This window comes from Hymenobacter sp. BT491 (assembly GCF_014349165.1).
Taxonomy (GTDB): Bacteria; Bacteroidota; Bacteroidia; order Cytophagales; family Hymenobacteraceae; genus Hymenobacter; species Hymenobacter jejuensis.
In genome coordinates this window covers 161433-187397 of record NZ_JACSJJ010000003.1, presented here as the reverse complement: position 1 = coordinate 187397, position 25965 = coordinate 161433, and the positions used below count along the sequence as shown (strand labels likewise).

The window sequence follows — 25965 nt, the reverse complement described above, 5'->3', positions numbered from 1 at the left end:
AAAAGGGCCCGCCTGATTTATCAGGCGGGCCCTTTTGTTTGGTATTTGGCGTAAATACTTGATTGTAAGATACTTACATAGGGTCAACGTCGGCCACGATACGGGCTTGCTTAAAGTCTTTCTGGTCTTTCACCACATTGATAGCTTCCTGAATCTGGCTTTTGGCGTGCTTCAGCACCGTGTGCTCCCGATCGAGCTTAACGGTGATTTCCTGCAAATAGAAATTTCGGATTCGAAAGATATAAGGCGCCTCCGGGCCCAGCACGGCCTCGCGACCTAGTCGAGCCACTAGCTCCTGGGTAAGCAAAATCGCGGCTTGTTCGGCCACCGGCTGATCTACGTGCTTCACCGTGAGACGAATCACGCGCATAAAAGGCGGAAAGCTGTATTCGCGGCGCTGCGTGATTTCGTACTCGTAGAATTCCAGGTAGTCGTTGCGGATTACCTTATCGAAAATTACCTGCTGCGGATCGGCCGTCTGGATGATCACTTTGCCCTTTTTGCCCTTACGGCCCGCCCGCCCGCTCACCTGCACAAACATCTGGAAAGCCCGCTCGTGCGCCCGGAAATCGGGATAATGAATGATGCTATCGGCGTTGATGATGCCCACCAAACTCACGTTGGCAAAGTCGAGGCCTTTGGTCACCATCTGCGTTCCGACCAACACATTTGTCGCTTGATTCTCAAAATCCGCAATAATCTGCTGATAGGAGTTTTTGGCGCGCGTCGTGTCGAGGTCCATGCGCTGCACGTTGGCTGCGGGCAGCATTACTTTCAGGTCATCTTCAATCTTTTCCGTGCCGAAGCCCACCGTTTTCAGGTTGCGCGAGCCACAGGCCGGGCACTCGACGGGCATGCGGTCGTGGTAGCCGCAGTAGTGGCACCGCAGCTCGTGGGCGTGCTTGTGGTAGCTTAGCGAAACAGCGCAGTTCTTGCACTTCGGAATCCAGCCGCAATCAAGGCACGAAATAAAAGGCGAGTAACCCCTACGGTTCTGAAACAGAATGACTTGCTCCTTTAAAGCCAGCTTCCGCTCAATCTCGCTCAGCAACTCCGGCGTGAAGTGATTGTGCATCTTCTTGGCTTCGCGCTGCTTGCGCGTATCCACCAACTCAATCTCGGGCAAGCCGGCTTCGCCAAAGCGCTTGGTGAGCGTTACCAACCCCCACCGGCCCGCGCGCGTCTGGTAGTAGGTTTCAACCGAAGGCGTAGCAGAGCCCAGTAACGTTTTGGCACCTTGAAAGTTAGCCATCATGAGGGCTACTTCGCGAGCGTTGTAGCGTGGGGCCGGCTCGTATTGCTTGTAGCTGCTCTCGTGCTCCTCATCCACAATGATGAGCGACAGGTTATCGAAAGGCAAAAATACCGCTGAACGCACGCCCACTACTACCTGAAAGCGCCCGGAAAGCACGCCGTTCCAGACCTCAACCCGCTCGTTATCCGAGAATTTGGAGTGATACACGCCTAAGCGCGTCCCGAATACGCGCATCAAACGCGTTACGATCTGGGCCGTTAGTGCAATTTCGGGTAGGAGATACAGTACTTGTCCGCCGCCATCTAAAGCCTTGCGAATCAGGTCGATATAGATTTCGGTTTTGCCCGCGCCCGTAACGCCGTGCAGCAGCACAATATCCTTGTCCCCAAACAGGTTTAACACCGAGTCGCGAGCCGCAGTTTGGGCTTCGCTCAGCGTGAAATTGATCTTCGCTTCGGGCTCATCGTCGAGCGGGAAGCGGGAGACAATCACATCAAACTGCTCCAAAACGCCGTTTTTGATCAGCGTATTAACCGCAGAAGGAGAGAGGTGCGGGCTGCTGGTAAGCGAAGCTTTTTCCAGACCGCGGTGATTGGCATGCACATCCTGGTACACCGGTACGCGCTGCAAGTAGCGCATCAGCACGTCGAGCTGCTTGGGTTTGGTAGCCAGCTTAGCGAAAAGCTCTTCTAAGGCGGCTTCTTCCACAAAGTGATGTGCCAGCCGAACCTTCTTCACCACTTTTGGCGAATACTTGTCGGATAAATGCTCAAACAAAAAGATCACATCTTTCTGCATCAGCGACTTAATGACCTTATGAAAGCTGTTAATCGCCAGTATTTCACCTACGTCGGTGAAAGTCAGAGATTTGCCTTCTTCCAGACTCAGCACTTCTACCAACTTTTGCTCCTGCTCGGAAAGCGGATAAGGATTTTCTTCCGCTGAAAACGCAGGGTGCAACTGAATGCGAGACTCCGAGCTAAGCTTCAGGGCCGCTGGCAGCGCCGCGTTGATCACCTCGCCCAGTGTGCACATGTAATAGTCTGCCATCCAGCGAAATAGCTTCAGCTGAGGCTGCGTCACGACGGGCGCGTCGTCAATGAATTCCAGAATGTATTTGGCCTGATAGAGCTTCGGCGGCGTTTCGTGCACGGCCGCCACGATGCAGCTAAGGGTCTTTTTGGCCCCAAACTGCACAATAACCCGCCCGCCAATCACAACCTGATCGTTCAGCTCAAAAGGCACGCGGTAGGTGTAAAGCTTGGGCAGCGGCAAAGGCAGAATCACGTCCGCAAACAGCGTAACGCGATCGGCCGCAGTCGGCTCCGGCAAAGCAAAATCGAAGGTGAGGCTCAACGGTCAGGGCAAGGCTAAAGGGACGGCAAAGGTACGCCGAATTTGTAGCGCAGAAATCTATATAGCGCCAATACGCTATCGACTTTCGCATGCTTCAACAAGTGTTGAAACAGCCGCTTGAACCCCTTTTCAAGCAATATGCTTAAAGCTTTCGAATGCTAGTTAGTTGATTTAAAGCCTCTTCTGTGGTGTGTACAGGCTGTTGGCAAGCACGGTTGAAACAGACATAAAGCGTAGTCTGATTGCCCTGAGCCGTTCGGTGCCGAAGCAAGGGCAACTCACTAGTTGTAGTAGTTCCGGCTAGTACAGTATTGGGCAGGAAATGCCGGCTTAGTTCATGGCGTCTCGTTTCCGCTTCCGGCCCTACAATAGCGATTTCGGCTGTGGGTTGCAGCAACATAGTGGCCAGACTAGCCCAGTTGGTAAGATGCTGAGGCTCTTTCATGACCAAGTCCTGCACGTGCGCAAGCATAGTTGCGGCCAACTCGGTATAGCTAGACTTCTCCATGTGTAACCCGAGGCGATGCAAGTTATTGGTCATCAAGGAATTGGACCCAGGAATTACATTGTCAAATAGCTCCTTTTTACGGGCAATAAGTTTTTCGCCCGAATCATCGGTGTAGAAGAACTGAGCTTCCACAGGATCGAAAAAGTGATCGAGCACATACTGCATTAGGGTGTCAGCTTCTTGTAGCCATTGCGCATCAAAAGTGACCTCATACAAGCCGATATATGCCTGAATGACCAGTGCATAATCTTCCAAAAAGCCCGAAATCGTGGCGCGGCCGTTCTTGTAGTTGCGGAACAAACGCGGCCCTTCGCGAAGATTGCGCTGGAGAAACGCGGCGTTTTGCAGAGCCAATTGTAGAAATTCGGGCTCGTCGAATGCGCGGTAAGCATCGACCAAACCACTCAACATCAAGGCATTCCAACCGGTCAGAATTTTGTCGTCCAACCCCGGCCGAATGCGTTGGTCACGGGCACGCATAATTTTCTGTTTCCAGCCCTGCACCAACTCTGCTACTACGCCGGGCGTAAGCTCATGCTCCTTAGCAAATGCCGTGTCGGAAGCTCGGCGATGCAGGATGTTGCGCCCATGCTCCCAATTGCCGACGGCTGTGCAGTTGTAGTAATCTGAAAATAGAGGCTCTTCGTCGCCCAGAATTTCGCGCAGCTCGTCTTTCGTGAACACGTAAAACTTGCCCTCTTCGCCTTCGCTATCCGCATCCAACGACGAATAAAAGCCGCCTTCCGAATGCAGAAGCTCGCGCTTTACAAATTGGATAGAATCATATACTACTGTTTTAAATTCCTCATTACCAGATACTTGGTAAGCCTCTGAGTACAAGCTGATAAGCTGACCGTTGTCATAAAGCATTTTCTCGAAATGCGGCGCCAGCCATTCGGCGTCAACAGAATAGCGGGCAAATCCGCCGCCAACTTGGTCGTAAATACCACCCCAAGCCATTTCGCGTAGCGTTAGCAGCGTTTGATCAAGGATATCCTGATTGTTGGTGAGGGTGTAGGCTCGGAGCAAAAAGCGCCAGATGCTAGGCATTGGAAACTTAGGCGCCCGGTTCATGCCACCAAGTTCGCGGTCGAAGCGGACCGCTAGATTATGGAGGAGTTGATCAAATTGCTCGCTAGTAAGCTTCGTTCCAGCCGCTCCAAGGCTATATTTTTCAAGCTCACTGGTACGCAGCACCTTTGCGAATTGCTCTGCCGATTGCTCCAGCTCAGTACGGTGTTCTCCCTGATAGGCTTGGGCGATGCTTTGCAGAAGCTGCACCCAATTGCGGGGCGAAAAGTACGTGCCCCCGTAAAAAGGTTTGGCTTCAGGGGTCAAAAACACATTCAGCGGCCACCCACCTTGTACTCCCATCGCCTGTAGCGCATCCATATACACCTGATCGACATCGGGCCGCTCTTCCCGATCGACTTTAATGCAGATGTAGTGTTGGTTCATGACTTCCGCAATCCGCTCGTTCTCAAACGATTCGCGCTCCATGACATGGCACCAATGGCAGGCGGCATAGCCGATGCTTACCAGAATCGGTTTTTGTTCGTTCTGGGCTCTTTGCAGCGCCTCGGTGCCCCACGGATACCAATCAACTGGGTTGTGGGCATGTTGCAACAAGTAAGGGCTGCTTTCGTGGGCCAACCGATTGGAGTGAGCGGATGCTAGGATTGACATAGGAACGGGCAGGTATTGAAAACAAAACCCGGCGTTACCGGCCGGGTTTTGTTTTACGATTTCTCAGGATTTTCGTCTGCTGCAGGTTTCTTGCGAGGCGGCCGACTTCGGCGTTTCGGCGCCGGTTTTGGAGATGCAGCTTTGGGCAATGCTTCTTCGGGCACAGGCGAAGTACTAGCAGGAAGTTCCGGTGGAGCTACTAGTGGGGTAGAAGGCGCGACGGGTGCAGGAGTTTCGGGAGCCAAACCGGCTAAAAGTGCGCTCAGAGCTGCTTCGGCAGCCCCCGTCTTACTTCTTCCCGTGCGAGCAGGCTTTTTGGCTGCGGCCGGTTTGGGAGCTTTAGTAGCTGATTTGCGCACTGCAGATCGGCCGGTAGTAGCCGTGCGTCCGCCTCTGCTGCGCGTTGGTCGCGCAGGTACCGGCACGGAAGTGATCAACTCAGCGTCCGACGCCTCAACTGGCGATGCTACCTCGGGTGCTGACTCTAGAGCATCAGCATGAGAAACTTCCGCTGGTAGCTGGTCGTGACCTAACTCAATATGAGGAAGCTGATTTGTATCCGTTTGTATATCAAGGGTTTCTGGTTCTTCGTTCTGTGGGATTGCCACCGAAGATGAATCGACACTTTGTTCGAGCAGAAGGGCTGCTTCTTGTGCTGCGCGTTTGCGTGCAGTGCGTTTGGCTCCCCCACGCGACCGCCGCTTTTTCTTTGCAAACGGAGCAAGCTGGGGTTCAGGAGTAGAAATAAACGAGTGTGGTTCATGTACTTCGTATTCCTCCTCTTCCTCCTCGGGCTCGACTTCTGAAAGTGCCGCTACAGGAGTTGCTTCTGATACTGCAGGCAAGACATGTGGCGTGTCGTCAATCTGGCCCACGTCAATGCGTTCCTCGTCATCAAATTCCGGCTCCGGTTCCGACAACGGCTTAGCAGGCAGCGGAAGGGCCGCTATTTGCTTCTGTACTTCCCGGATCTCAGCCCGTAGATCGACTTGTGCAGCAAGCTTTTGAAGGCGGGCGAGCGTACTTTCCAAGAATTGGCGGTGTTCGGGTGCGGCCGGATACAGTGGCCGATGTGCCAAGGCTTGTTGAATACTTTCCCACTCTTTTTTGAAGCGGCCAAATGCACCGTCGAAGTAAGTGCGCGTGAACCGTTCCCAGATATAATCCTCCGCCACCGACGATGGATGAAGCATGTCATCCGCGTAGAAGCGATAATCCCGCAAATCATCCAAAAGCAGCTCGTAAGCCGGAAAATACGACACGTCGGGCAGCAGCTCGCTGAGGTAATGGCAAGCAACGCGCAGCACTGATTTGCTTACGGCATTCAGGGGCAAGGTGTCTTTCAGGTGCCGTACGGGGCTCACGGTCAGTAGGATGCGGAGCTTCGGATTGCGAAGCCGCAGGTAAGCGTGCGTCTCGGCAACCGCTGCTACAATCTCATCAGCCGTTAGTAGTTCCTTATCAAATCGGTCGGCAGGTACCTTATGGCAATTGCTTACGATCTCTTGTGTTTCACGCAAGCGGTAAGCGTACGCAGTTCCTAGGGTAAGTATCAGTAAATCAGATGATTGTATAAAATTGCTAGTTTGCAGCACTACTTGCTGTATGTGCTGAAGAAGCGCAACTGGTGAATCTGCACCGACGGTTGCGTGCAAATCATAGCTTTGCCAGCGTCCACGTGCTTCTACAAGGTGTTGCTGCCAGTCCATTTCTTCCCCTGCGGCCGCCCGAATCAGCTTGCAAGCGGATAGCGGATTGAAAACCGTTCCAAACGGATTGACCAGGGTATGGACTTTCGCGGCCGCCAGACGATTGCCAATGACATCTGAAAAACAAGAGCCCACGGTGATCACCCGCGCACTTAAAGGCAGTTGATTGGGATGAGGCGTAAGAGACAGTTCGGTACGAAACATTAGAAACAGATACGGTCAAAAAACCGGCTAAGGAACAAGCAACCTACTCAACTCCGGCCGTTCGGCCAAAAATCAGCGGTAGTAAGGCCATAAGGCTGCTATGAGCAAGGAAGTCTGGCTGGCTTTTGCAAGTGCCAATACATCAGCTTGTTACAAGCTAACAAAAAAGCCTGACCACTGTTGTGATCAGGCTTTTCTTATCTTGGTAAGCAGCTTACTCAGCTACTACGTTGAAGCGAATCTGGTGCTTCACTTCCTTGTGCAGGTTGATGGTAGCGGTGTACTCACCAGCTGCCGTTGGGTCCTGATCAAAAGAAATGCGCTTGCGATCCACATCAATGCCTTTGGCCTTCAGAGCCTCGGCGAGTTGCAGCGTAGTTACACGGCCGAAAATCTTGCCGCTTTCACCCACTTTAGCGCGGATGTCGAGGGCCACATCACCAATCTGGTTGGCGACTGCCTGAGCGTCGGTTTTGATTTTTTCAGCTTTGTGCGCCGCTTGGCGTACGTTTTCAGCTACAATCTTTTTGTTTGACTTGTCGGCCAGAATAGCCAGACCCTGCGGGAGCAGGTAGTTGCGACCGTAGCCAGGCTTTACAGTTACGATATCGTTCTTGTAGCCCAGGTTCTTTACGTCGTCTTTCAGAATTACTTCCATCTCAGTACTACGGTTGACAGGTTACTTCAGCGAATCGGTTACGTAGGGCATCAGTGCCAAGTGACGGGCTTTGGCCACGGCTTGAGCTACTTTGCGCTGGAATTTCAGGCTTGTGCCGGTAATACGACGGGGCAGAATGCGGCCCTGCTCGTTTACAAATTTCAGCAGGAAGTTCGGATCTTTGTAATCCACGTACTTAATGCCAGCCTTTTTGAAGCGGCAGTATTTGGTACGGGTATCCTGCTTGTGGATTTTCTCGTTGGCTAGGCTCATGGTTTTATTGGGCTACGGCTTCCGATTCTTTTTTGGTTTTCTGCTGGTTCATTTCACCGTTGCGACGACGCTGATTGTATGATACAGCGTGCTTGTCCAGTACAGTGGTCAAGAACCGAATTACACGCTCGTCGCGGCGGAAGGCCAACTCAAGCGTATCTACAATGTTACCGGCACCCGTGAACTCCACGAGGAAATAGTAACCAGTAGATTTTTTCTGAATCGGGTAAGCCAATTTCTTTAGGCCCCAAGCTTCAGTGTTGATGATGTCGGCGCTATTTTCCTTAAGCACCTGCGAGAACTTCTCGACCGTCTCTTGCACTTGGCTCTCGTTCAGAACGGGAGTCAAAATGAAGACCGTCTCGTAATTTCTTACTTCCATTACGACGGGGTTGAAATAAATGGTTGAAATAAAATGAGCTCGCAAAGGTAGCTAAACCACAGAGAATCTGCACTGATTCTCGCTAAATAATTTGCTTTTGTAAGTGGTCTGCCCAAGCTTTGAAGTATACACTTAGGGCTTCATAAGCTCAAATGAGTCAGTACGACATTTACCAGTTAAAAAGCAAAACCTTTGGAGCTTAGAAGCAGTTGGAACCTTGAAGGCCAAGAACATTGCTTGACAGGTTTTGAAATGGAGTTTGGACTTTTACAAGTTCCACTTCACTGTCTATATATATAATAAGGCACAGATGGAGTGGGTTTTTGAAGGCTTTAATCAAGTTGAGCTTTGGCAAAAATTAGAAAAGCCGCTTTTGTTTCCTGCGATTCCCGACCTACATTTGTGGCCTTGAAGCACCCCTGCGTTTCTTTTTCCCAGTCACTTTGTGCTATGAATAGCATCCGACTTCGTCCTCTATCTCACCTCTTTTTTGCTCTCTTTCTAACTTTTGCCGCCGTTGGTAATACATCAGCGCAACAAGTAGGCGCGGCTCCTGCCGTAAGCAAAGAAGGTGTTACCCCAGGCGCTACTGCTGCCGCCGCTCCGGCTGCCGCTGCTGGTGCTACCACTGGTGATGCCGCTGCAATCTCAGCTGGCGATGCCTTATTTAAAGGTAACTGTGCCCAATGCCACGCTGTAAACGAAGTGGTAGTAGGCCCTGCCTTAGGTGGTATCACGAAACGCCGACCAATGTCATGGATTCTGCCTTGGGTAAAGAACTCCAGCAAAGTAGTAGCCAGCGGCGATGAATATGCGGTAAAGCTGTTCAATCAGTACCAGAAGCAGCAAATGCCTAGCTTCCAGCTTTCTGACGCCGAGATTACCTCAATCGTTTCTTACATCACTTCAGAAGAAGGTAAAGGAAGTGCTCAAACTGCGGGAGGAGTTACAACTGATAACCAATCCAAAGTTGATGGTAAAACCGACGGTGGCGGTGCTGATGCAACTGCAGGAGCTGGCCAATACGTTGATATTCTGCTGATTGTATTAGTGGTAGTTCTGATTGTGCTGGTGGTAACGTTGGTTATCATCGCCAACATCATGAAGGACGTACTGCGCGGCCGCAAAGATTTGGACGGTCGCGATGTAGAAGTTCTGGAGCAACGCTTCGATTTTTCTAAACTCTACAAAGCTCCAGCCGTGCGCTGGATTGCCGGAGTTGTTTTCGTACTGGTTGTACTTTATGAATCTGTACAAGGAGTAATGGCCATCGGCTTATCACAAGGTTACCAGCCGACCCAGCCGATCGCTTTTTCGCATAAGCTCCACGCCGGTGAAAACCAGATTAACTGTTCTTACTGCCATACCAGCGTATACAAGAGCAAGAGCGCTAACATTCCTTCGGCCAACATCTGCATGAACTGCCATTCGCAGATCAAGACAGAGTCGCCGGAAATCAAAAAGATCTACCGGGCAATCGAGCGTAAGCAGCCTATTCAATGGGTGCGTATTCACAACTTGCCTGACTTGGCCTATTTCAACCACTCTCAGCACACTCAAGTGGGTGGCATTGAGTGCCAGACCTGCCACGGCCCGATTCAGAACATGGAAGTTGTGTACCAATATTCGGCCCTTACTATGGGTTGGTGCATCAACTGCCACCGTGAAACGCCTCTCAACACGAAGGGCAATGGCTATTACGACAATCTCGTAAAGCTACATAACGCATCAAACAATGGCGTTCCGTTCACAGTGTCGTCGAATGGCGGTACTGAGTGCTCGAAGTGCCACTATTAAGAAAGGTTTTGGGGATGGGGTTTTAGGCTGAAGTCTAAAACCCTTTCTGTGCCCCATATCTCATAAAAACCCCAATACCGAATACCACAATACCCCACACGATGCAAGAGTCGCCTAAGTACTGGAAGGGAATTGAGGAACTGGAGAACTCACCAGAGTTTGTAAAGACCGCGCTTACGGAGTTTGCGGACTTTCTGCCGGTGAAAGAAGCTCATGGCTCTTCCGACGCCACGGTAGCCCCTCGCCGCGACTTCCTTAAGCTAATGGGCTTTGGCCTTGCAGCTGCAACCCTAGCCAGCTGCGAAACGCCCGTAAGAAAAGCTATTCCATACCTAAATAAGCCGGAAGAAGTCGATCCAGGCATTGCAAACTGGTATGCTTCTACTTATTTTAACGGGGCGGATTATAACAGCGTTTTAGTAAAGACTCGCGAGGGCCGTCCTATTAAGTTAGAAGGTAACCCCGAATCTCCTATTACCCGGGGTGGCCTCTCAGCACGGGCCCAAGCTTCGGTGCTGGATCTTTATGATAGTGGCCGCCTGCAGCATTTTGCTATCAATAAGCAAAAGGCTGATACTGATCGTGTCGACCAAGAGATCCGCACAAAGCTTGCTTCCGTGACCGGCCGCATCGCTATTGTGTCTCCGACCATAATTAGCCCTTCCACTAAGAAGGTCATTGCGGAGTTTGCATCACGTTATCCAAACACGGAACATGTGATGTATGATGCCAATTCGAGTTCTGCTTTGTTACAGGCTAATGGCGGCGTATTACCTGCCTATGATTTCAGCAAGGCTGATGTCATTGTTAGCTTGGGTGCTGACTTCCTCGGAACTTGGCTTTCACCAATCGAATTTGCTCCGCAATACATCACTAACCGCAAGGTATCAAGCGAGAAGCGCAGCATGTCGCGCCACTTCCAGTTTGAGCCTTATTTTTCGCTGACGGGCGCCAACGCTGACGTACGCGTTCCGGTTAAGCCTTCTGAGATGGGTGCTGTTGCACTTGCGCTTTATAATGAAGTTGTTGGAGGTGGAGCTACCTCTTCCTTCAACAGCCCTCAGCTGAAGAAGGCAGCCGCGGAGTTGAAAGCCGCGCGTGGCAAAAGCCTAGTGGTCTCAGGTTCCAATGACTTGGCAGTTCAGACGCTTGTAGCAGCTATTAACCAAGCTCTTGGGAACGTAGGGACTAGCATTGATTTGACGAAGCCGTCTTTGGTTCGTCAGGGAGATGACGCCAAGATGCTGCGTCTCATCAACGATATGAACGCTGGAACTGTGGGGGCTGTGATTTTCTATCATGCCAACCCAGCTTACAACCACCCGCTCGCGGACAAAGTCAAAACGGGTATTGCAAAGGTTCCTGTTAGCATTTCTTTCAATGACCGCCTAGATGAAACCGGCTCATTGTGCTACTATGCTTGTCCTGACCACAATTACCTCGAGTCTTGGAATGACTATGAGCCTAAGCGAGGCTATTTAAGCTTAGCTCAACCAGTTATCTCACCTCTTTTTGCCACTCGCCAAGCTCAAGATAGCTTATTGACTTGGGCAGGCAACCCCCAAAGCTACTATAACTACCTGCGTGCTAATTGGCGTGGTGTGTTGAGTGGAGATTTCCAGAAGGCTTGGGACAAAGCTGTTCATGATGGAGTTGCATTAGGTTCAATGTTGCCAGCTGCCGCTGCTCCAACAGCCAATCCTTACAGCGTTGATCAGGCAATCTCAGCGATTACTTCAGCGCCAAAAGGGTCTGGTGTAGAACTGGCTCTGTACGAGAAAGTTAGTGTGGGTACTGGTAGCCGCGCTGATGCCAACAATCCTTGGCTGCAGGAGTTACCTGATCCTATTTCCAAAGCAACGTGGGGTAATTACGTAGCTGTTCCACGAGATATGGCTATTGCCAACAAGTGGGAGCAAGGTGATGTGCTAAAGGTTACAGCTAATGGCAAGTCGATAGAATTGCCGGTGCTTGTTCAACCAGGGCAGCCCAAAGGGTCTGTAAGCATTGCTATTGGCTATGGCCGCGAAAAAGCTGGTCGGGTAGGAGATGGAGTAGGCGCTAACACTTATCCATTAGCGGTAATTCGCAACAATGCGATAGGGTATTTTACCAACGTTACTTTAGAGAAAACCGACGCACGTTCGCCTATTGCTCAAACGCAAACGCACCACACGATCATGGATCGTAAGCCTGTGGTGCAGGAGTCTACGCTGGCCCAATACATTAGGAATCCTAAAGAAGTAACTGAATACGATAAAGTTGCCACTCCAGATGGTTTGGAGAAACCTAATAAGGTTTCCTTGTGGCAAGACTACGAGTATAAGAACCATCATTGGGGAATGGTTATTGACCTCAACTCTTGCATAGGCTGTGGAGCTTGTGTATTGGGCTGCCAGGTTGAAAACAACGTAGCTGTAGTAGGTAAGCAGGAGGTTATTAACCGTCGTGAGATGCACTGGCTGCGTATCGACCGTTACTATAGCTCCGACCACCACAAAGATGAGTTTGAGACCAAAGGTAAGCTAGCAACGTACCGTGCTATGGAAGATCCGTCGGAAAATCCTTCGGTCATCTACCAACCGATGCTATGCCAGCATTGCAATCATGCTCCTTGCGAAACGGTATGTCCTGTACTAGCAACTACTCATAGTTCGGAAGGTCTAAACCAAATGACCTATAACCGTTGTGTGGGTACGCGCTACTGTGCCAACAACTGCCCTTATAAGGTTCGCCGCTTTAATTGGTTCTCTTACTACTCTAATGAGAAGTTCGAGAATGTAAACGGCCACATGTTTACAGACTTGGGACGGATGGTTCTGAATCCAGATGTCACTGTCCGGGCACGAGGTGTAATGGAGAAATGCAGCTTCTGCGTACAGCGTATTCAACTAGGTAAGCTGGAAGCTAAAAAGCAAAAGCGCCGTCCAAAAGATGGTGAGGTTGTAACAGCATGTGCTCAATCCTGCCCAACTCAAGCAATCGTATTTGGTGATTTGCGTGATCCTAACTCGCGGGTCTCGCAGATTACTCGTCGTGAAGATGGTGAGCGTGGGTTCCATGTTTTGGACGCAATAAATGTGCAGCCAAACATCACTTATCTCACCAAAATTCGTAACGTCGAAGAGGTTCGTAACGCTTAGAATCTGAGAATTAGGCGAGGCCGAAATACATTCGGCCTTTCCACCACTCCTTTAAGTTAAAGATTATGCAGCACGTATCACCTGTACGGGAGCCGCTCGTTACCGGGGGGAAAACGTACCATGACATCACGCAAGATGTGTGCCGCCAGGTAGAAGCGAAGCCGAATGTTCGGTGGATGGCAGCCTTAAGCGTGGCGCTCTTCTTCCTCGGTATATTCCTGTATTCTGTTTACCGGACCTTGTGGTTCGGCATCGGAGAATGGGGCTTGAATAAAACAGTAGGATGGGCTTGGGACATCACCAACTTTGTATGGTGGGTAGGTATTGGTCACGCTGGTACGCTGATCTCTGCTGTCTTGCTCTTGTTTCGTCAAAAATGGCGGAGTTCAATCAACCGAGCTGCAGAAGCGATGACCATTTTTGCGGTAATATGTGCGGCAATGTTCCCTGTTCTGCACATGGGGCGTCCTTGGCTAGCCTACTGGGTTTTTCCATTACAGAACACATTCGGCTCATTATGGGTGAATTTCAATTCCCCTCTGCTATGGGACGTATTTGCTATCTCGACATATTTCTCTGTATCGCTAGTTTTCTGGTACATAGGTCTGATTCCTGACTTTGCTACCATTCGCGACCGTGCCAAAGGTCCAATTGCCAAAGTTGCATATGCAATGCTGAGCATGAACTGGCGTGGTTCCGCCAAGGCCTGGTCGCGCTATGAAACAGTTTCGCTGATTCTGGCAGGTGTTTCAACTCCTTTGGTACTTTCGGTGCACACCATTGTATCTATGGATTTTGCTACCTCAGTTGTACCGGGTTGGCATACTACAATCTTCCCGCCATACTTTGTAGCAGGTGCTATTTTCTCAGGTTTTGCAATGGTGCTTACCCTGATGCTTATTACGCGTGTCGTGTTTAAGCTGGAGGACTACATCACATTGGAGCACATTGCTTTGATGAACAAAATCATGATGATCACGGGCTCAATTGTTGGTGTAGCATACATCACAGAGTTTTTCATCGCATGGTATTCGCAGGTTGAGTTCGAGCAATATGCGTTCATCAACCGTGCAACAGGTCCTTATTGGTGGGCTTACTGGTCGATGATGACTTGCAACGTTATCACTCCACAGTTGGTATGGATTCGGCGTGTACGGTATAGCATCCCTCTGACATTCGTATTGTCGATCATTGTGAACATTGGAATGTGGTTCGAGCGCTTCGTGATCATTGTTACCTCTCTTCACCGTGATTATTTGCCGTCTTCATGGGCAATGTTCTCGCCTTCTATCATTGATATTGGTATCTACGTTGGAACGCTAGGCTTATTCTTTACTCTGTTTTTGCTCTTCGCTAAATTCTTCCCAGTTATCAACATGGCAGAGGTTAAAACGATCCGCAAATACACAGTTGACAATGGGCCTACCTACACTGGCCATCACGAGCATCACACCTCGACTCATCAACCTGCCACCATCGGAGTTCCTGCTTCCGCTCCTGTAAATTACAATAAGCATGACTAAGCGCTTCGCCCTCGGCATCTTCGATGACGAAGACGTGCTGTTGCACGCAATTGAAAATATCCGCGCAGCGGGTGTAAAAATTCATGACGTTTTTTCACCCTTCCCTGTCCACGGAATTGATGACGCATTAGGCATTGAGAGGTCGCGTTTGCCCATTGCTGCTTTCTTCTATGGTCTTTGCGGTTTGTCCTTTGCATTGTGGCTTCAGATTTATATGCTAGGCTTCGATTGGCCTATGATTATCGGTGGTAAGCCACACATTGCTTTGCCTGCTTTTATCCCGGTTTCCTTCGAGCTAACTGTTCTGTTCACTTGTCATGGTATGGCCATTACATTCTTCATCATTACGAAGATGTATCCTAAACCCAAAGTGAACGTGATGGATGTGCGCTCTACAGACGATAAGTTTGTAGTAGCCATTGAGTTACAAGATGGCAAAACGGATTTTGGTCAATTGACCCAACTGTTGCGCAGTAATGGCGCATCAGAGGTGAATGAAAAAGAAATGACCCAGAAATAATGACGCATTCGCTGAAATTAGGTCTGCAAGCGTCGGTTATCCTGTTTGCCTCAGTGCTGACTACAGCTTGTAACCATGCTGATGACACCGGCTTGGAATATGCTCCACAGATGTACGAATCAATCCCGTACGAGCCGTTGAGGCAGGTAAATACAAACACTATTAATCCAATGGGTATAAATGAGCGTGTGCCTGTAGTGGGTACCATAGCTCGTGGTAAACTCAATTACTATTCTCACGTTCCCAAAGACAGTGTAGTTATTGCGGAGCGTACTCTAAAGAATCCTTACGCTTATACAAAGGAAAATCTAGAGGAAGGGAAAGTACTTTACACCAGAATCTGTTCTCATTGTCATGGAGAACAAGGTGATGGTCAAGGGCCTGTAGGAATTAAGTTTAAGGGTGTACCGAACTATTCTACAGGGAATTATAAAACCATGAATGACGCGCACATTTATCATGTCATTCAATGGGGACGCAACAGAATGATGCCACATGGCTCGATTGTCAATCCCCAAGAGCGTTGGAAGATTGCCATGTATGTGCGCGTACTTCAGCGTGGAGAGGGGCCAGACGGTCTATCTAAGCTTGTACAAACGAAACAGGATTCGACGCAGCTCACAGATCGGGCTACACAAAAACCTGTACTAAATGCACAGGCTGACAAAGGCTCGGAAACTCCGGGTCAAGGTGACAAAGCAAGAAACGGAACGGCGGAATAATTCCCTATGGCAACTCTGACGCATCACGAAAGCGCCACGGCTGAATATCTTGAGGATTCGCCGAACGCTCGCAAAAAGTTCATATACATCATCGTAGCAGGAGCGATACTGCTTGTATTAGGTCTGATCATGGCCGCGATGGGAATCGGTGCAGAACATCATGCAGCCGGTCATGAAGCCGCTGGTCATGCTGGTGCAGAACATCATGGTAGTCCTATCTGGCTTAAGCGCTTTATAGTGAGCCTATGGCACAACAATGTGTTTTTTACCGGTGTATCGGTGGTTGGCACAGTGTTCATGGCAATTCAATATGTAGCCTACGCTGGTTGGTCCGTCTTAATCAAACGGGTTAATGAAGCACTAAGTGCTTGGGTAATACCAGGAGGCATTCTTATGGTGATAATTTTCTTCATAGGGAATATCAACCATGACCTCTTTCACTGGACGATGCCAGGTATAATGGACCCCAAGTCTGCTAACTATGATGAAATCATTGCCGGTAAGTCAGGTTTTTTGAATATGCCTTTCTATTTGATTCGGATGGTGATATACATTGCTATCTGGGCATATTTTACCAAACGATTGCGCGACTTATCTCTAGCTGAAGATTTGAATGGTGGAACGGAATACTTCCATAAGAGCATCAATGTAGCTGCCCTATTCTTGGTTCTATTCGCAGTTTCATCGTCAATGTCTGCTTGGGACTGGGTAATGTCTGTTGACGTACACTGGTTTTCAACGATGTTTGGCTGGTATGTATTTGCTAGTTGGTGGGTTTCTGGTATCGCAGCTACTACTTTGATAGTGATCTACTTGAAACAGGCTGGTTATCTGCGGTTTATAAATGCAAGCCATCTGCACGACTTAGGCAAATTCATGTTTGGCTTCAGCATCTTCTGGACCTACGTTTGGTTTTCTCAGTTCATGCTGATTTGGTATGCCAACTTGCCTGAAGAGTCAGTTTATTACAACCAACGCTTAGGTGGCTTCAACGGTCAGTACACTTGGATATTCTTCTTCAACTTGATCATCAATTTCGCTTTCCCATTTTTGGTGCTTATGACCCGGGATGCAAAACGGCAAATGATCATGTTGAAGATCGTTAGCATTGCCATCTTAATTGGGCATTGGTCAGACTTTTATTTAATGCTGATGCCTGCAACTATGCAGGAGAACAATGGGTTTATCATTGAGATAGGGACAGCGATGGTTTTCCTAGGAAGCTTTCTGTTACTTCTTACAAAGCGTTTGTCTCAAGCTTCCTTGGTTCCTGTTCATCATCCTTTCTTGGACGAGAGCGTACATCACACGACCTAGTATCACCGTTGTTCGGCCTGACTTTCTAACGTTTTCTCATGATTGCACTTGGTATTCTTCTGGTATTGGTGTTGCTACTGGTCGTTTTTGGCCTGTTGTTCCGCCTCCAGATTCTAACGTCCATATTTTCAGGCAGCTTCACACGTGATATTGGTGTAAGCAACCGTGTGAACGCCATTCTAATGGTTGTCTTTTTGGTAGTAGGGGGCGCTGCTTTTGCTTGGTCTTTTGCTGACAACTTCGGCAAAATGAACCCCCCAATTGCTTCGGTGCATGGACATGAGATGGAGCGATTGTTTTGGACAACAATGATTGTTATTGGCATTGTATTCGTCCTGACGCAAGCGTTGCTGTTCTTATATTCCTACAAATACCAACATAAAGATGGCCGTCGGGCTTTCTTTTTTCCCCACAACAACAAGATTGAGATCATCTGGACAGTTATCCCAGCTATTGTTATGGCTGGTTTGATTTTCGCCGGATGGAAGGAATGGACCAAGATCACCGGTCCTGCACCCAAAGATTCTGTTGTAGTAGAGATAATGGGCAAACAGTTCAACTGGTTGTTGCGCTACCCTGGCCGCGATATGAAGCTAGGTGTAGTAAACTATCGCTTGATTGACGCCACCAATGAGTTTGGGCTTGATTTGAATGATAAGAGCTCACTTGACGACTACGTATTCACATCAGGAGAAATCCATGTGCCGAAGGGGCATCCAGTTTTGCTGAAAATTCGCTCACGCGACGTTTTGCACGCTGTATACATGCCTCATTTTAGAGTACAGATGTATGCAGTTCCAGGGATGCCAACAAAGTTTTGGTTCACACCAACTAAAACTACGGACGAGATGCGGTCTGAACTTGGCAATCCGAAGTTCAATTACGAATTAGCATGTAACCAAATTTGCGGTCGCGGTCATTTTGCAATGAAAATGAACATTGTAGTTGACGAGCCAGAAGATTATGTGGCTTGGTACGCTCAGCAAAAGTCGTTTTCAGAGCAAAATCCTGATGTGCTTGCTAGCTTTAAACAGAAGGCAAACAAACCTGTTAATCAAGAAGCTACTCCAGCCGCAGCAGCTGTAGTCCCCGTTGCTGCTAAGGCTTCGTTGTAATCATATTTTAACGCACGCTCCTTATGGCTGCTAATATTCCAACTAATTCTCAAGTGCAAGGTGGCATTGGGGCAACTGAGCCACATACCGAGCATGATGAGCATCTTCATCACGACGAGCATCACGAGCAAAGTTTCCTGACTAAATATGTGTTCAGTCAGGATCACAAAGTGATCGCTAAACAGTTCCTAATTACCGGTATCTTCTGGGCAATTATTGGCGGTACTCTTTCGAGCTTGTTCCGCGTTCAATTAGGTTGGCCTGAAGCCACAATGGAGTGGTTGACTCCTGTATTAGGTAAATGGGTAGAAGCCGGAAAACTCAACCCCGAGTTTTACCTAGCTCTTGTAACCATGCACGGCACTATTATGGTGTTTTTCGTGCTAACCGCAGGTTTGTCAGGCACCTTCTCTAACTTCCTGATTCCGTTGCAGGTAGGCGCAAGGGATATGGCATCGGGTTTTATGAACATGCTTTCATACTGGTTTTTCTTTATATCCAGCATGATCATGTTTTTATCCCTGTTTTTAGAGACTGGACCTGCATCAGCTGGTTGGACAATTTATCCCCCGCTAAGCGCTTTGCCTCAGGCTATACCTGGCTCGGGAGCTGGTATGACTATGTGGCTGGTAAGTATGGCGTTGTTTATCGTTTCTCAGCTCTTGGGCGGCGTTAACTATATCACTACGGTCATTAACCTGCGTACCCGTGGTATGTCCATGTCGAAGTTGCCTTTAACTATCTGGGCGTTCTTCCTGACAGCAGTACTTGGATTGCTTGCTTTCCCCGTATTGTTTTCGGCTGCACTGCTCCTGATTTTTGACCGTAGCTTCGGTACAAGTTTCTTCCTGTCCGACATATACATTGCTGGACAAGCGCTGAATCATACTGGTGGTAGCCCAATCCTCTTCCAGCATTTATTCTGGTTCTTAGGTCACCCTGAAGTTTATATCGTGATCATGCCGGCAATGGGTATGGTATCAGAGATATTAGCCACCAATGCTCGCAAACCAATCTTTGGCTACCGCGCTATGATTGGCTCTTTGATTGGCATCTCTTTGTTGTCTTTCGTGGTATGGGCTCACCATATGTTTGTGACGGGAATGAACCCTTTTTTAGGATCGGTATTCATGTTCTTAACACTCATTATTGCTGTGCCTTCCGCAGTGAAGACTTTCAACTGGATTGCCACGTTGTGGAGAGGTAATATCCGCTTTACCACGGCTATGCTATTCTCGATTGGCTTTGTTTCTCTGTTTATCTCTGGTGGCTTAACCGGTATTATTCTTGGTAATGCTGCGCTGGATATCCAGATGCACAACACATATTTTGTGGTAGCTCACTTTCACTTAGTGATGGGCAGTTCCGCATTCTTTGGCCTTTTTGCTGGAGTTTACCATTGGTTCCCGAAGATGTTCGGTCGCATGATGGATGAGAAGCTAGGTTATGTACACTTCTGGCTTACTTTCTTGGGTGTTTATTTGGTGTTCTTGCCAATGCACTACGTTGGCATCGCTGGGTTCCCACGGCGCTATTATGCTTGGACGAACTTTGATGCCTTTAGCCAATTTGCTGATCTGAACAAGTTTATCTCAATCTCTGCGATTCTGGCATTCTTTGGTCAGTTTGTATTCATCTTCAACTTCTTCTATAGCATCTTCCGCGGTCGTCGTGCTACTCAAAACCCATGGCGCTCCTCGACTTTGGAGTGGACTACTCCCGTTGTACCTGGGCACGGTAACTGGCCTGGTGCTATTCCTTCAGTATACCGCTGGCCTTACGATTACAGTAAGCCAGGTGCTGCAGAAGATTTTATTCCGCAAAACGTACCATACTCGCAAACGCAGTCATCGAATTTGCCTTACGAGCGTGATATGGAATAAACCGCAACCTGCGGTTTGTTAGCAACAAGAGGCCGCTATGTACATAGCGGCCTCTCAGCTTTTAAGAGACTAAAAGGAAATCTTCTGCTGGCGGTGCCAGACAGGATTTCCTTTTTTTTTGAGCAAATGACTGCTGAAGCTTGTTGTTATACCAGCATGAAGTAACGAACGATAATGGAAAGACATTCATTCGTAAAACGCTTTCGTTTTATTGCAATTGCCACAGTAATAGCAGTTTATGTATTAATACTTGTTGGTGGTGTAGTAAGAAGTACTGGTTCGGGAATGGGATGTCCCGACTGGCCAAAGTGCTTCGGGGCATGGGTGCCGCCTACTCAAATCAGCCAGTTGCCGGCTAATTACAAAGAAGTATATACTGCTAAGCGGGTAGAGAAGAACAAAAAGCTTGCTGCTACCTTGGAGAGGTTAGGCTTCAGGCAGGTAGCAGGTGATATCTTTTCTCACCCCAACCAATACATCGAAACCGATTTCAACCCAATTAAAACTTGGATCGAATATGTTAATCGGCTAGTAGGAGCACTAATTGGTGTACTAGTGTTTCTGACTGTGCTTTTTGCATTGCCCTATTGGCGAATCGACAGAAAAGTATTCTGGCTTTCATTTTGGTCCTTCCTGTTAACTGGTGTCCAAGGCTGGTTGGGTTCATTAGTGGTTTCGACCAATTTGCTGCCTATAATGGTCACCATACATATGGGTTTGGCATTGCTTATTGTTGCCATGCTAATTTATGCTGTCAGCAGGTCGCAGCGAGAATATGTGCAGGACAGCCCTGGTACAGTAACTGCTGGTCTGATGCCTTGGCTATGGCTAGCTACACTGCTAACCTTTCTTCAGATTGTACTCGGAACTCAGGTGCGGGAACAAGTTGATATAGTGTCATTTACGAACAACTATATCAACCGCGAGCACTGGATTGAGGAGTTAGGTAGTATTTTTCGATTCCACCGTACTTTCTCTGCTTTCTTGTTGTTTGTCAATGTATATGTTGCTTACAAGCTCTACTTACAGCCTTCAAAAAAGCTGCATCAATACGCAACCACAGGATTAGCTCTGCTTGGATTAGAGATCGTTGCAGGTGTGACGCTGGCAGCCTTTTCTTTGCCGCCCTTAGTGCAACCTGTTCATCTCACCGTCGCGACGTTGATATTCGGCATCCAGTTTTTAACGATCATCACTTATCGCCAGCAGGTGAAATCGGATGCAAAGAAGACTTATCCGACCGTTGTTGCGTAACTTTGCGGCCCCGTTTGGACCCGATCCTTCGGGAGTTTTGTTTTCCGTATTGATGACTAAAGCGAAGGCTTATTTTCAGTTGCTGAAATTCCGGTTGTCCCTGACTGTCTCTTTTTCGAGTGCAATCGGGTACTTACTAGGAGCACACGAGTTGAATTGGGGCCGGGCCTTATTGGTGTTGTTGGGTGGCCTCGCCGTTACCGGCTCTGCCAATACTATCAACCAGATTCATGAGATCGATCTCGACAAGCTCATGAAGCGCACGGCCAAACGTCCGTTGCCGATGGGAGTTCTCAGTACAACCGAGGCTTGGGTGTATGCCGTTTTGTTGGGCGCGTTTGGTTTACTGCTGCTAGGATACTTTTTTAACCCTCTGACGGCTGCTTTGTCGCTGTTATCGTTAATTCTTTACGGGTTCATTTACACCCCCTTAAAGACCATTTCTCCTGTCTGCGTTGCAGTAGGAGCCATCCCAGGCGGGATGCCTCCCTTGATTGGATGGGTGGCCGCAACAGGAGTGCTGGGAGTAGAGGCCTGGATTCTTTTTGGGATTCAGTTTATGTGGCAATTCCCGCACTTTTGGGCTATCGCGTGGGTTTTAGATGAGGATTATAAGAAGGCTGGCTTCAAAATGCTGCCTACACCTGGCGGGCGCGATTTGCGTACTGCATTCCAGATCATGACGTACACATTGCTGCTAATCCCGCTGAGTTTGTTGCCTTTACAGTTTGGGATGACTGGCAAAACTTCGGCATTGATTGCGGTGGTCTGTGGCGTGTTGTTTTTGATGCAGACTTTCTATTTGATGCGTACCTGCACTAAAAAAGCTGCTATGCGCATCATGTTTGGCTCATTCCTTTACCTGCCGATCGTTCAGATCGCGCTGGTGTTTGATAAACTGTAACTATTCAGTATGAATACACCTGACATTTTGAAAGATAAAGAACCAGCCATTGCCACGCATCCCGCGCGGCTGCTGCTGTTCTTGCTGATGATCAGCATCTTCATGATTTTTGCTGCCTACACCAGCGCCTATATTGTGCGACGTGAAGAAGGAAACTGGCTAGAGTTTGCTCTGCCCAATACCCTGCTACTTAATACTGTCGTAATTATCCTGAGTTCTGTTGCAATGCAATGGGGCTACTTGGCCGCGCGTCGTGATAACATCAAGCAAGTTCAGCTAGGAGTAGGGCTGGCCTTGCTACTGGGTATTGTGTTCCTATACGGGCAGTGGCACGTGTGGGGACAGTTGGTAGAAAACAAGATTTTTTTTGGTGGTGTCGATGCTAATCCTTCGGGCTCCTTCGTATACGTGCTGACGGGCGTACACGCCTTTCACCTTATTACCGGCCTGATTTTCTTATGGATTGTGTTGCGGAAGAGCTTGCGCTTTGAAGTGCATTCCCGGCAAATGCTTTCCATTGGTAACGCCACCATTTACTGGCACTACCTCAGCGCGCTTTGGTTGTACCTGTATTTGTTCCTACTTTTGAACAACTAGATTTCGTTTTTACCTGCACGCTATGTCCACCACTTCCACGACACAGACTGTCCACTCGACCGCTACGCTTGAAAAGCCGCGCACCGGCACATGGGACGGGGGAAACGAACCGTTCAAAGCAAGCTACGGCAAGCTCATGATGTGGTTCTTTCTGCTGTCGGATGCTTTCACGTTCGCAGCATTCCTAACCACTTATGGCCTTATCCGTCACCGCCACATGGCGTTTACAGGTGAGGAAGAAGCATTCAAGTTTTCCAGCGCTTACTGGCCCATTCCGGATAAGGTATTCAATGCTTTTCCTGGGTTCCACGGTGTAAACTTGCCGCTAGCCTTCGTGGCCTTGATGACGATGATCCTCATCTTCAGCTCCGTAACCATGGTACTAGCCGTGGAAGCAGGACACCGCATGGACAAGCGCGATGTGCAGAAATGGTTACTGTGGACCATCCTTTTTGGGGCAACTTTCTTGAGTTCGCAAGCATGGGAGTGGTCGCACTTTATCGGCGGGACAGAAGAAGGTACTCGCATGGCTGATGGTACTGTCTTCCATGGCGCTAACCTAGCCATGAACCAATACGGTCCCGTACTCTTTGCCGACCTTTTCTTCTTTATTACAGGCTTCCATGGTACCCACGTTTTCAGCGGGGTGTGCTTGTTAGTTTGGGCTTTCATCGCCACCACCAATGGTACCTTCGAAAAACGTGGCCACTACGAAATGATCGAGAAAATCGGCCTTTACTGGCACTTTGTAGATCTGGTTTGGGTGTTCGTGTTCACTTTCTTTTACCTCGTTTAATTGTCAGACTGCTTATCAGATAATGGCCTTTTATTAGGTAATTATCTGATAAGCAGCGAGTTGACTTTAGAATATTTTAACCATTCACTAAATGGCTCAGCACGCATCTAATCAGCCCACGCAGGTAGGGGAAATTCCAAAGCCGGTAACAGCTTGGATCTGGAAAACCTTCTTCGTATTGGTCGGTATCACTGCTTTGGAGTTCGTTTTCGTGTTCACGATGCACGCAAGCACCCTCCGCAACAGCATTTTCATCATCCTTACGATTTTTAAAGCCTTCTTCATCGTTGGAGAATTCATGCACTTAAAGCATGAAACCAAAGGGCTTATCTGGACGATTTTGATTCCGATGGCCCTGTTGATCTGGCTGCTTGTTGCCCTGATTACGGAAGGCTCTTACCTCGGTGAGGTAATTCATAACGCATTTCAATAATCGATGAGGCCCAAACAAACGTTGGTTTTGGGCCTCATCCTTTTGGTGCCAGTCTTAGCCTTTCTGTTTCTGAAGAGCTTTGGTTCCAACAGTTTCGCGCTTCGCACTTACCTGCCCGATCGTGTTGATTCAACGCAGATAGGGGAGAAGTGGAAGCGCGATACTGTTTTCCATCAAGTGGCCGACTTTAGCCTGCAATCGCAATCGGGCCGCACGATTACGCAGAAAGACCTGAACGGCAGCCTGTACGTTGCCAGCTTTTTCTACACAACCTGCGCAGGCGCCTGCCCCCAGATGAACAACCAGTTGGCGCGGGTTCAGGAAAAGTTTCGGCACGAACCACGTGTAAAGTTGGTTTCGTACACCGTTGATCCGGCACATGATTCTGCTGCTGTGCTGGAGCGCTACGCAGAGCAGTACGGCGCTATTGCCGGTAAGTGGTATTTTCTTACTGGCAACAAATCAGCGATCTACCAGTTAGCTACGCGAGAGTTTCGCTTGCCGCCTCCCACGGGAGAAGCGCCTGGGCTGGTGCACAGTCAGCAGTTATTCCTCGTAGACCGCGACAAACATGTCCGAGGAATCTATGATGGTACTGACACACGGGAGATCGAGCGGCTCATCACCGAAATCAGCATCCTGCTTTATACCTATGACCACAACAAATCCGGTACTTGATCCGGGCAAGCAGACGAAGTACAAAGTCATCATGGGGGCGCTGGCGGCCGTAATACCGCTTGCAGTAGCTGTCTTGTATTTTTGGCCGGGAGCATTTCGGATTCCGGGCGCTGAAGTTAAAATGCTGCCGGCTGTCAATGCCGTCTTAAATTCGCTGACAGCAGTTTTCCTCCTCTTAGGATATTATTTCATCCGCCGCAAAGAGGTTGCTAAGCACCGTGCGATGATGGGGATTGCCTTCATCTTGGGATCAATTTTTCTGGTTTCCTATGTGGCGTACCACTCCCAAGGCATTGTCACCAAATTCGGTGGGGAAGGCTTCATCAGAACGGTTTATTATTTCATCCTGATTACGCACATTTTGCTTGCTGCTGTCACGGTTGGCTTAGTGTTGTTTACTTTGTATTTTGCTCTAACACAGCAGTTTGCAAAGCACCGCAGGATTGCCCGCTGGACTTTCCCCGTGTGGCTGTATGTATCGGTGACGGGCGTGGTAGTTTACCTGATGATTGCGCCTTACTACGTGTAAGCCCAGGAAACTTTGTTGAATTCAGGCTGTTAGATAAATATGAAAAAGGTTTTTGCATCCGGGTTCTTGCTGCTGTTGTTGAGCATGTTGCTTAGCATGGCACCGATAGCAGCACAAGCGCAATGCACCATGTGCAAGACGCAGGTAGAATCGGCGCGGACCGAAAAAGATGCCGCCGACTACACGGGGTTGAACAAGGGCATCGTTTATCTGATGACCATCCCTTATCTGCTAATGGGTGCAGTGGGTTTCTTCTGGTATCGGCACAGCCACCAGAAGAAGTAGTGGGCTCAAGCCCTCACTCGGCCATCTTAGCCCTCGTGGCGCTGCGGTGTCCAAGATGCCGGCGTGGCCCGTTGTTTCGGTACTCAGTCTGGAACCTTGCCAAGTTCGACGACATGTACGAGACGTGCAGCGTATGCGGCCAGCACTACGAGCCGGAAGTAGGCTTCTATTGGGGCGCAATGTACGTGAGCTATGGCTTCTCAGTAGGCATCGTTGTATTAACGGGCATCGGACTCTATTTCCTGGCAGGCGATCCCCCGGTTTGGGTGTACGTGACCACGGTAGCGGCAGTCGTACTGTTGCTGACCCCAATGATGTTTCGCTATGCCCGCGCAGTGATGCTTTACTTGTTTGGAGGCATCGATTATGATCAATCCCTAGCCAGAGGGCCTTCCTTGGAAGCGCAACGCTTTGGTCGTGAATAGGAAATGCCGCCGA

Annotated in this window: 23 protein-coding genes; 17 read left to right on the top strand and 6 right to left on the bottom strand. The window is 49.0% G+C overall.

The window, feature by feature from the left end:
* Positions 1-73 precede the first annotated feature (73 nt).
* From priA to rpsF, 6 genes are all read right to left on the bottom strand, one after another.
* A complete protein-coding gene (gene priA / locus H9I52_RS12320) occupies positions 74-2611 on the bottom strand; it encodes a primosomal protein N' (protein ID WP_187454130.1) in 2538 nt (845 codons plus the stop codon).
* 142 nt (positions 2612-2753) lie between these two features.
* A complete protein-coding gene (locus H9I52_RS12315) occupies positions 2754-4805 on the bottom strand; it encodes a thioredoxin domain-containing protein (RefSeq protein WP_187454129.1) in 2052 nt (683 codons plus the stop codon).
* A gap of 53 nt (positions 4806-4858) precedes the next feature.
* On the bottom strand, positions 4859-6718 hold the full coding sequence (locus H9I52_RS12310) for a GSCFA domain-containing protein (protein WP_187454128.1): 1860 nt from the start codon (positions 6716-6718) through the stop codon (positions 4859-4861).
* 214 nt (positions 6719-6932) lie between these two features.
* Positions 6933-7376, bottom strand: a complete 444-nt coding sequence (rplI, locus tag H9I52_RS12305; RefSeq protein WP_139516285.1) for a 50S ribosomal protein L9 — start codon at positions 7374-7376, stop codon at positions 6933-6935.
* A 21-nt stretch (positions 7377-7397) separates the two neighbouring features.
* The gene (gene rpsR / locus H9I52_RS12300; protein WP_139516286.1) at positions 7398-7649 is read right to left on the bottom strand and encodes a 30S ribosomal protein S18; all 252 of its coding nucleotides are present in this window, start codon (positions 7647-7649) and stop codon (positions 7398-7400) included.
* 4 nt (positions 7650-7653) lie between these two features.
* Entirely contained in the window at positions 7654-8031 is a 378-nt protein-coding gene (gene rpsF / locus H9I52_RS12295; protein WP_139516287.1) for a 30S ribosomal protein S6, read from the bottom strand.
* Between the two features lie 450 nt (positions 8032-8481).
* Here rpsF and H9I52_RS12290 point away from each other — a divergent pair, with 450 nt between their 5' ends.
* The 17 genes from H9I52_RS12290 (at position 8482) to H9I52_RS12210 (ending at position 25952) form a co-directional block, all read left to right on the top strand.
* The gene (locus H9I52_RS12290; RefSeq protein WP_187454127.1) at positions 8482-9828 is read left to right on the top strand and encodes a cytochrome c3 family protein; all 1347 of its coding nucleotides are present in this window, start codon (positions 8482-8484) and stop codon (positions 9826-9828) included.
* A 101-nt stretch (positions 9829-9929) separates the two neighbouring features.
* Positions 9930-12971: a TAT-variant-translocated molybdopterin oxidoreductase gene (locus tag H9I52_RS12285; RefSeq protein WP_187454126.1), complete on the top strand. Its 3042-nt coding sequence runs from the start codon at positions 9930-9932 to the stop codon at positions 12969-12971.
* Positions 12972-13036: 65 nt separating this feature from the next.
* On the top strand, positions 13037-14494 hold the full coding sequence (gene nrfD / locus H9I52_RS12280; protein ID WP_262386058.1) for an NrfD/PsrC family molybdoenzyme membrane anchor subunit: 1458 nt from the start codon (positions 13037-13039) through the stop codon (positions 14492-14494).
* Complete coding sequence (locus H9I52_RS12275) at positions 14487-15014, top strand: DUF3341 domain-containing protein (protein WP_187454125.1); 528 nt, start codon at positions 14487-14489, stop codon at positions 15012-15014. The genes nrfD and H9I52_RS12275 overlap by 8 nt, the downstream gene beginning before the upstream one ends.
* Complete coding sequence (locus tag H9I52_RS12270) at positions 15014-15736, top strand: c-type cytochrome (RefSeq protein WP_139516291.1); 723 nt, start codon at positions 15014-15016, stop codon at positions 15734-15736. The genes H9I52_RS12275 and H9I52_RS12270 overlap by 1 nt, the downstream gene beginning before the upstream one ends.
* A gap of 6 nt (positions 15737-15742) precedes the next feature.
* The gene (locus H9I52_RS12265; protein ID WP_262386057.1) at positions 15743-17053 is read left to right on the top strand and encodes a quinol:cytochrome C oxidoreductase; all 1311 of its coding nucleotides are present in this window, start codon (positions 15743-15745) and stop codon (positions 17051-17053) included.
* Between the two features lie 38 nt (positions 17054-17091).
* Positions 17092-18168 carry a cytochrome c oxidase subunit II gene (locus tag H9I52_RS12260; protein ID WP_187454124.1) on the top strand — a complete coding sequence of 359 codons (1077 nt, stop codon included), beginning with the start codon at positions 17092-17094 and terminating at the stop codon, positions 18166-18168.
* Positions 18169-18191: 23 nt separating this feature from the next.
* Positions 18192-20051: a cbb3-type cytochrome c oxidase subunit I gene (locus tag H9I52_RS12255; RefSeq protein WP_222940498.1), complete on the top strand. Its 1860-nt coding sequence runs from the start codon at positions 18192-18194 to the stop codon at positions 20049-20051.
* Between the two features lie 174 nt (positions 20052-20225).
* Positions 20226-21305 (top strand): COX15/CtaA family protein, encoded by a 1080-nt coding sequence (locus H9I52_RS12250; protein ID WP_187454123.1) that lies wholly within the window; start codon positions 20226-20228, stop codon positions 21303-21305.
* 52 nt (positions 21306-21357) lie between these two features.
* Complete coding sequence (cyoE, locus tag H9I52_RS12245; RefSeq protein ID WP_187454781.1) at positions 21358-22209, top strand: heme o synthase; 852 nt, start codon at positions 21358-21360, stop codon at positions 22207-22209.
* Positions 22210-22218: 9 nt separating this feature from the next.
* A complete protein-coding gene (locus tag H9I52_RS12240) occupies positions 22219-22806 on the top strand; it encodes a heme-copper oxidase subunit III (RefSeq protein ID WP_139516295.1) in 588 nt (195 codons plus the stop codon).
* A gap of 22 nt (positions 22807-22828) precedes the next feature.
* The gene (locus H9I52_RS12235; protein WP_139516296.1) at positions 22829-23602 is read left to right on the top strand and encodes a cytochrome c oxidase subunit 3; all 774 of its coding nucleotides are present in this window, start codon (positions 22829-22831) and stop codon (positions 23600-23602) included.
* A 91-nt stretch (positions 23603-23693) separates the two neighbouring features.
* Positions 23694-24035 (top strand): cytochrome C oxidase subunit IV family protein, encoded by a 342-nt coding sequence (locus H9I52_RS12230; RefSeq protein WP_139516297.1) that lies wholly within the window; start codon positions 23694-23696, stop codon positions 24033-24035.
* Between the two features lie 3 nt (positions 24036-24038).
* A complete protein-coding gene (locus tag H9I52_RS12225; RefSeq protein WP_187454122.1) occupies positions 24039-24713 on the top strand; it encodes an SCO family protein in 675 nt (224 codons plus the stop codon).
* Positions 24688-25242, top strand: a complete 555-nt coding sequence (locus H9I52_RS12220) for a DUF420 domain-containing protein (RefSeq protein WP_187454121.1) — start codon at positions 24688-24690, stop codon at positions 25240-25242. The genes H9I52_RS12225 and H9I52_RS12220 overlap by 26 nt, the downstream gene beginning before the upstream one ends.
* Before the next feature lie 96 nt (positions 25243-25338).
* Positions 25339-25527: a hypothetical protein gene (locus tag H9I52_RS12215; protein ID WP_187454120.1), complete on the top strand. Its 189-nt coding sequence runs from the start codon at positions 25339-25341 to the stop codon at positions 25525-25527.
* 71 nt (positions 25528-25598) lie between these two features.
* Positions 25599-25952, top strand: coding sequence for a DUF983 domain-containing protein (locus H9I52_RS12210; protein WP_262386056.1), 354 nt, complete (start codon positions 25599-25601; stop codon positions 25950-25952).
* Positions 25953-25965 lie beyond the last annotated feature (13 nt).

What these genes read in the sequence shown, in the direction of transcription:
- H9I52_RS12315 (WP_187454129.1), bottom strand. Translation starts at nt 4,805, where the DNA reads ATGTCAATCCTAGCATCCGCTCACTCCAATCGGTTGGCCCACGAAAGC.
- H9I52_RS12310 (WP_187454128.1), bottom strand. Translation starts at nt 6,718, where the DNA reads ATGTTTCGTACCGAACTGTCTCTTACGCCTCATCCCAATCAACTGCCT.
- rplI (WP_139516285.1), bottom strand. Translation starts at nt 7,376, where the DNA reads ATGGAAGTAATTCTGAAAGACGACGTAAAGAACCTGGGCTACAAGAAC.
- rpsR (WP_139516286.1), bottom strand. Translation starts at nt 7,649, where the DNA reads ATGAGCCTAGCCAACGAGAAAATCCACAAGCAGGATACCCGTACCAAA.
- rpsF (WP_139516287.1), bottom strand. Translation starts at nt 8,031, where the DNA reads ATGGAAGTAAGAAATTACGAGACGGTCTTCATTTTGACTCCCGTTCTG.
- H9I52_RS12290 (WP_187454127.1), top strand. Translation starts at nt 8,482, where the DNA reads ATGAATAGCATCCGACTTCGTCCTCTATCTCACCTCTTTTTTGCTCTC.
- H9I52_RS12285 (WP_187454126.1), top strand. Translation starts at nt 9,930, where the DNA reads ATGCAAGAGTCGCCTAAGTACTGGAAGGGAATTGAGGAACTGGAGAAC.
- nrfD (WP_262386058.1), top strand. Translation starts at nt 13,037, where the DNA reads ATGCAGCACGTATCACCTGTACGGGAGCCGCTCGTTACCGGGGGGAAA.
- H9I52_RS12275 (WP_187454125.1), top strand. Translation starts at nt 14,487, where the DNA reads ATGACTAAGCGCTTCGCCCTCGGCATCTTCGATGACGAAGACGTGCTG.
- H9I52_RS12270 (WP_139516291.1), top strand. Translation starts at nt 15,014, where the DNA reads ATGACGCATTCGCTGAAATTAGGTCTGCAAGCGTCGGTTATCCTGTTT.
- H9I52_RS12265 (WP_262386057.1), top strand. Translation starts at nt 15,743, where the DNA reads ATGGCAACTCTGACGCATCACGAAAGCGCCACGGCTGAATATCTTGAG.
- H9I52_RS12260 (WP_187454124.1), top strand. Translation starts at nt 17,092, where the DNA reads ATGATTGCACTTGGTATTCTTCTGGTATTGGTGTTGCTACTGGTCGTT.
- H9I52_RS12255 (WP_222940498.1), top strand. Translation starts at nt 18,192, where the DNA reads ATGGCTGCTAATATTCCAACTAATTCTCAAGTGCAAGGTGGCATTGGG.
- H9I52_RS12250 (WP_187454123.1), top strand. Translation starts at nt 20,226, where the DNA reads ATGGAAAGACATTCATTCGTAAAACGCTTTCGTTTTATTGCAATTGCC.
- cyoE (WP_187454781.1), top strand. Translation starts at nt 21,358, where the DNA reads ATGACTAAAGCGAAGGCTTATTTTCAGTTGCTGAAATTCCGGTTGTCC.
- H9I52_RS12240 (WP_139516295.1), top strand. Translation starts at nt 22,219, where the DNA reads ATGAATACACCTGACATTTTGAAAGATAAAGAACCAGCCATTGCCACG.
- H9I52_RS12235 (WP_139516296.1), top strand. Translation starts at nt 22,829, where the DNA reads ATGTCCACCACTTCCACGACACAGACTGTCCACTCGACCGCTACGCTT.
- H9I52_RS12230 (WP_139516297.1), top strand. Translation starts at nt 23,694, where the DNA reads ATGGCTCAGCACGCATCTAATCAGCCCACGCAGGTAGGGGAAATTCCA.
- H9I52_RS12225 (WP_187454122.1), top strand. Translation starts at nt 24,039, where the DNA reads ATGAGGCCCAAACAAACGTTGGTTTTGGGCCTCATCCTTTTGGTGCCA.
- H9I52_RS12220 (WP_187454121.1), top strand. Translation starts at nt 24,688, where the DNA reads ATGACCACAACAAATCCGGTACTTGATCCGGGCAAGCAGACGAAGTAC.
- H9I52_RS12215 (WP_187454120.1), top strand. Translation starts at nt 25,339, where the DNA reads ATGGCACCGATAGCAGCACAAGCGCAATGCACCATGTGCAAGACGCAG.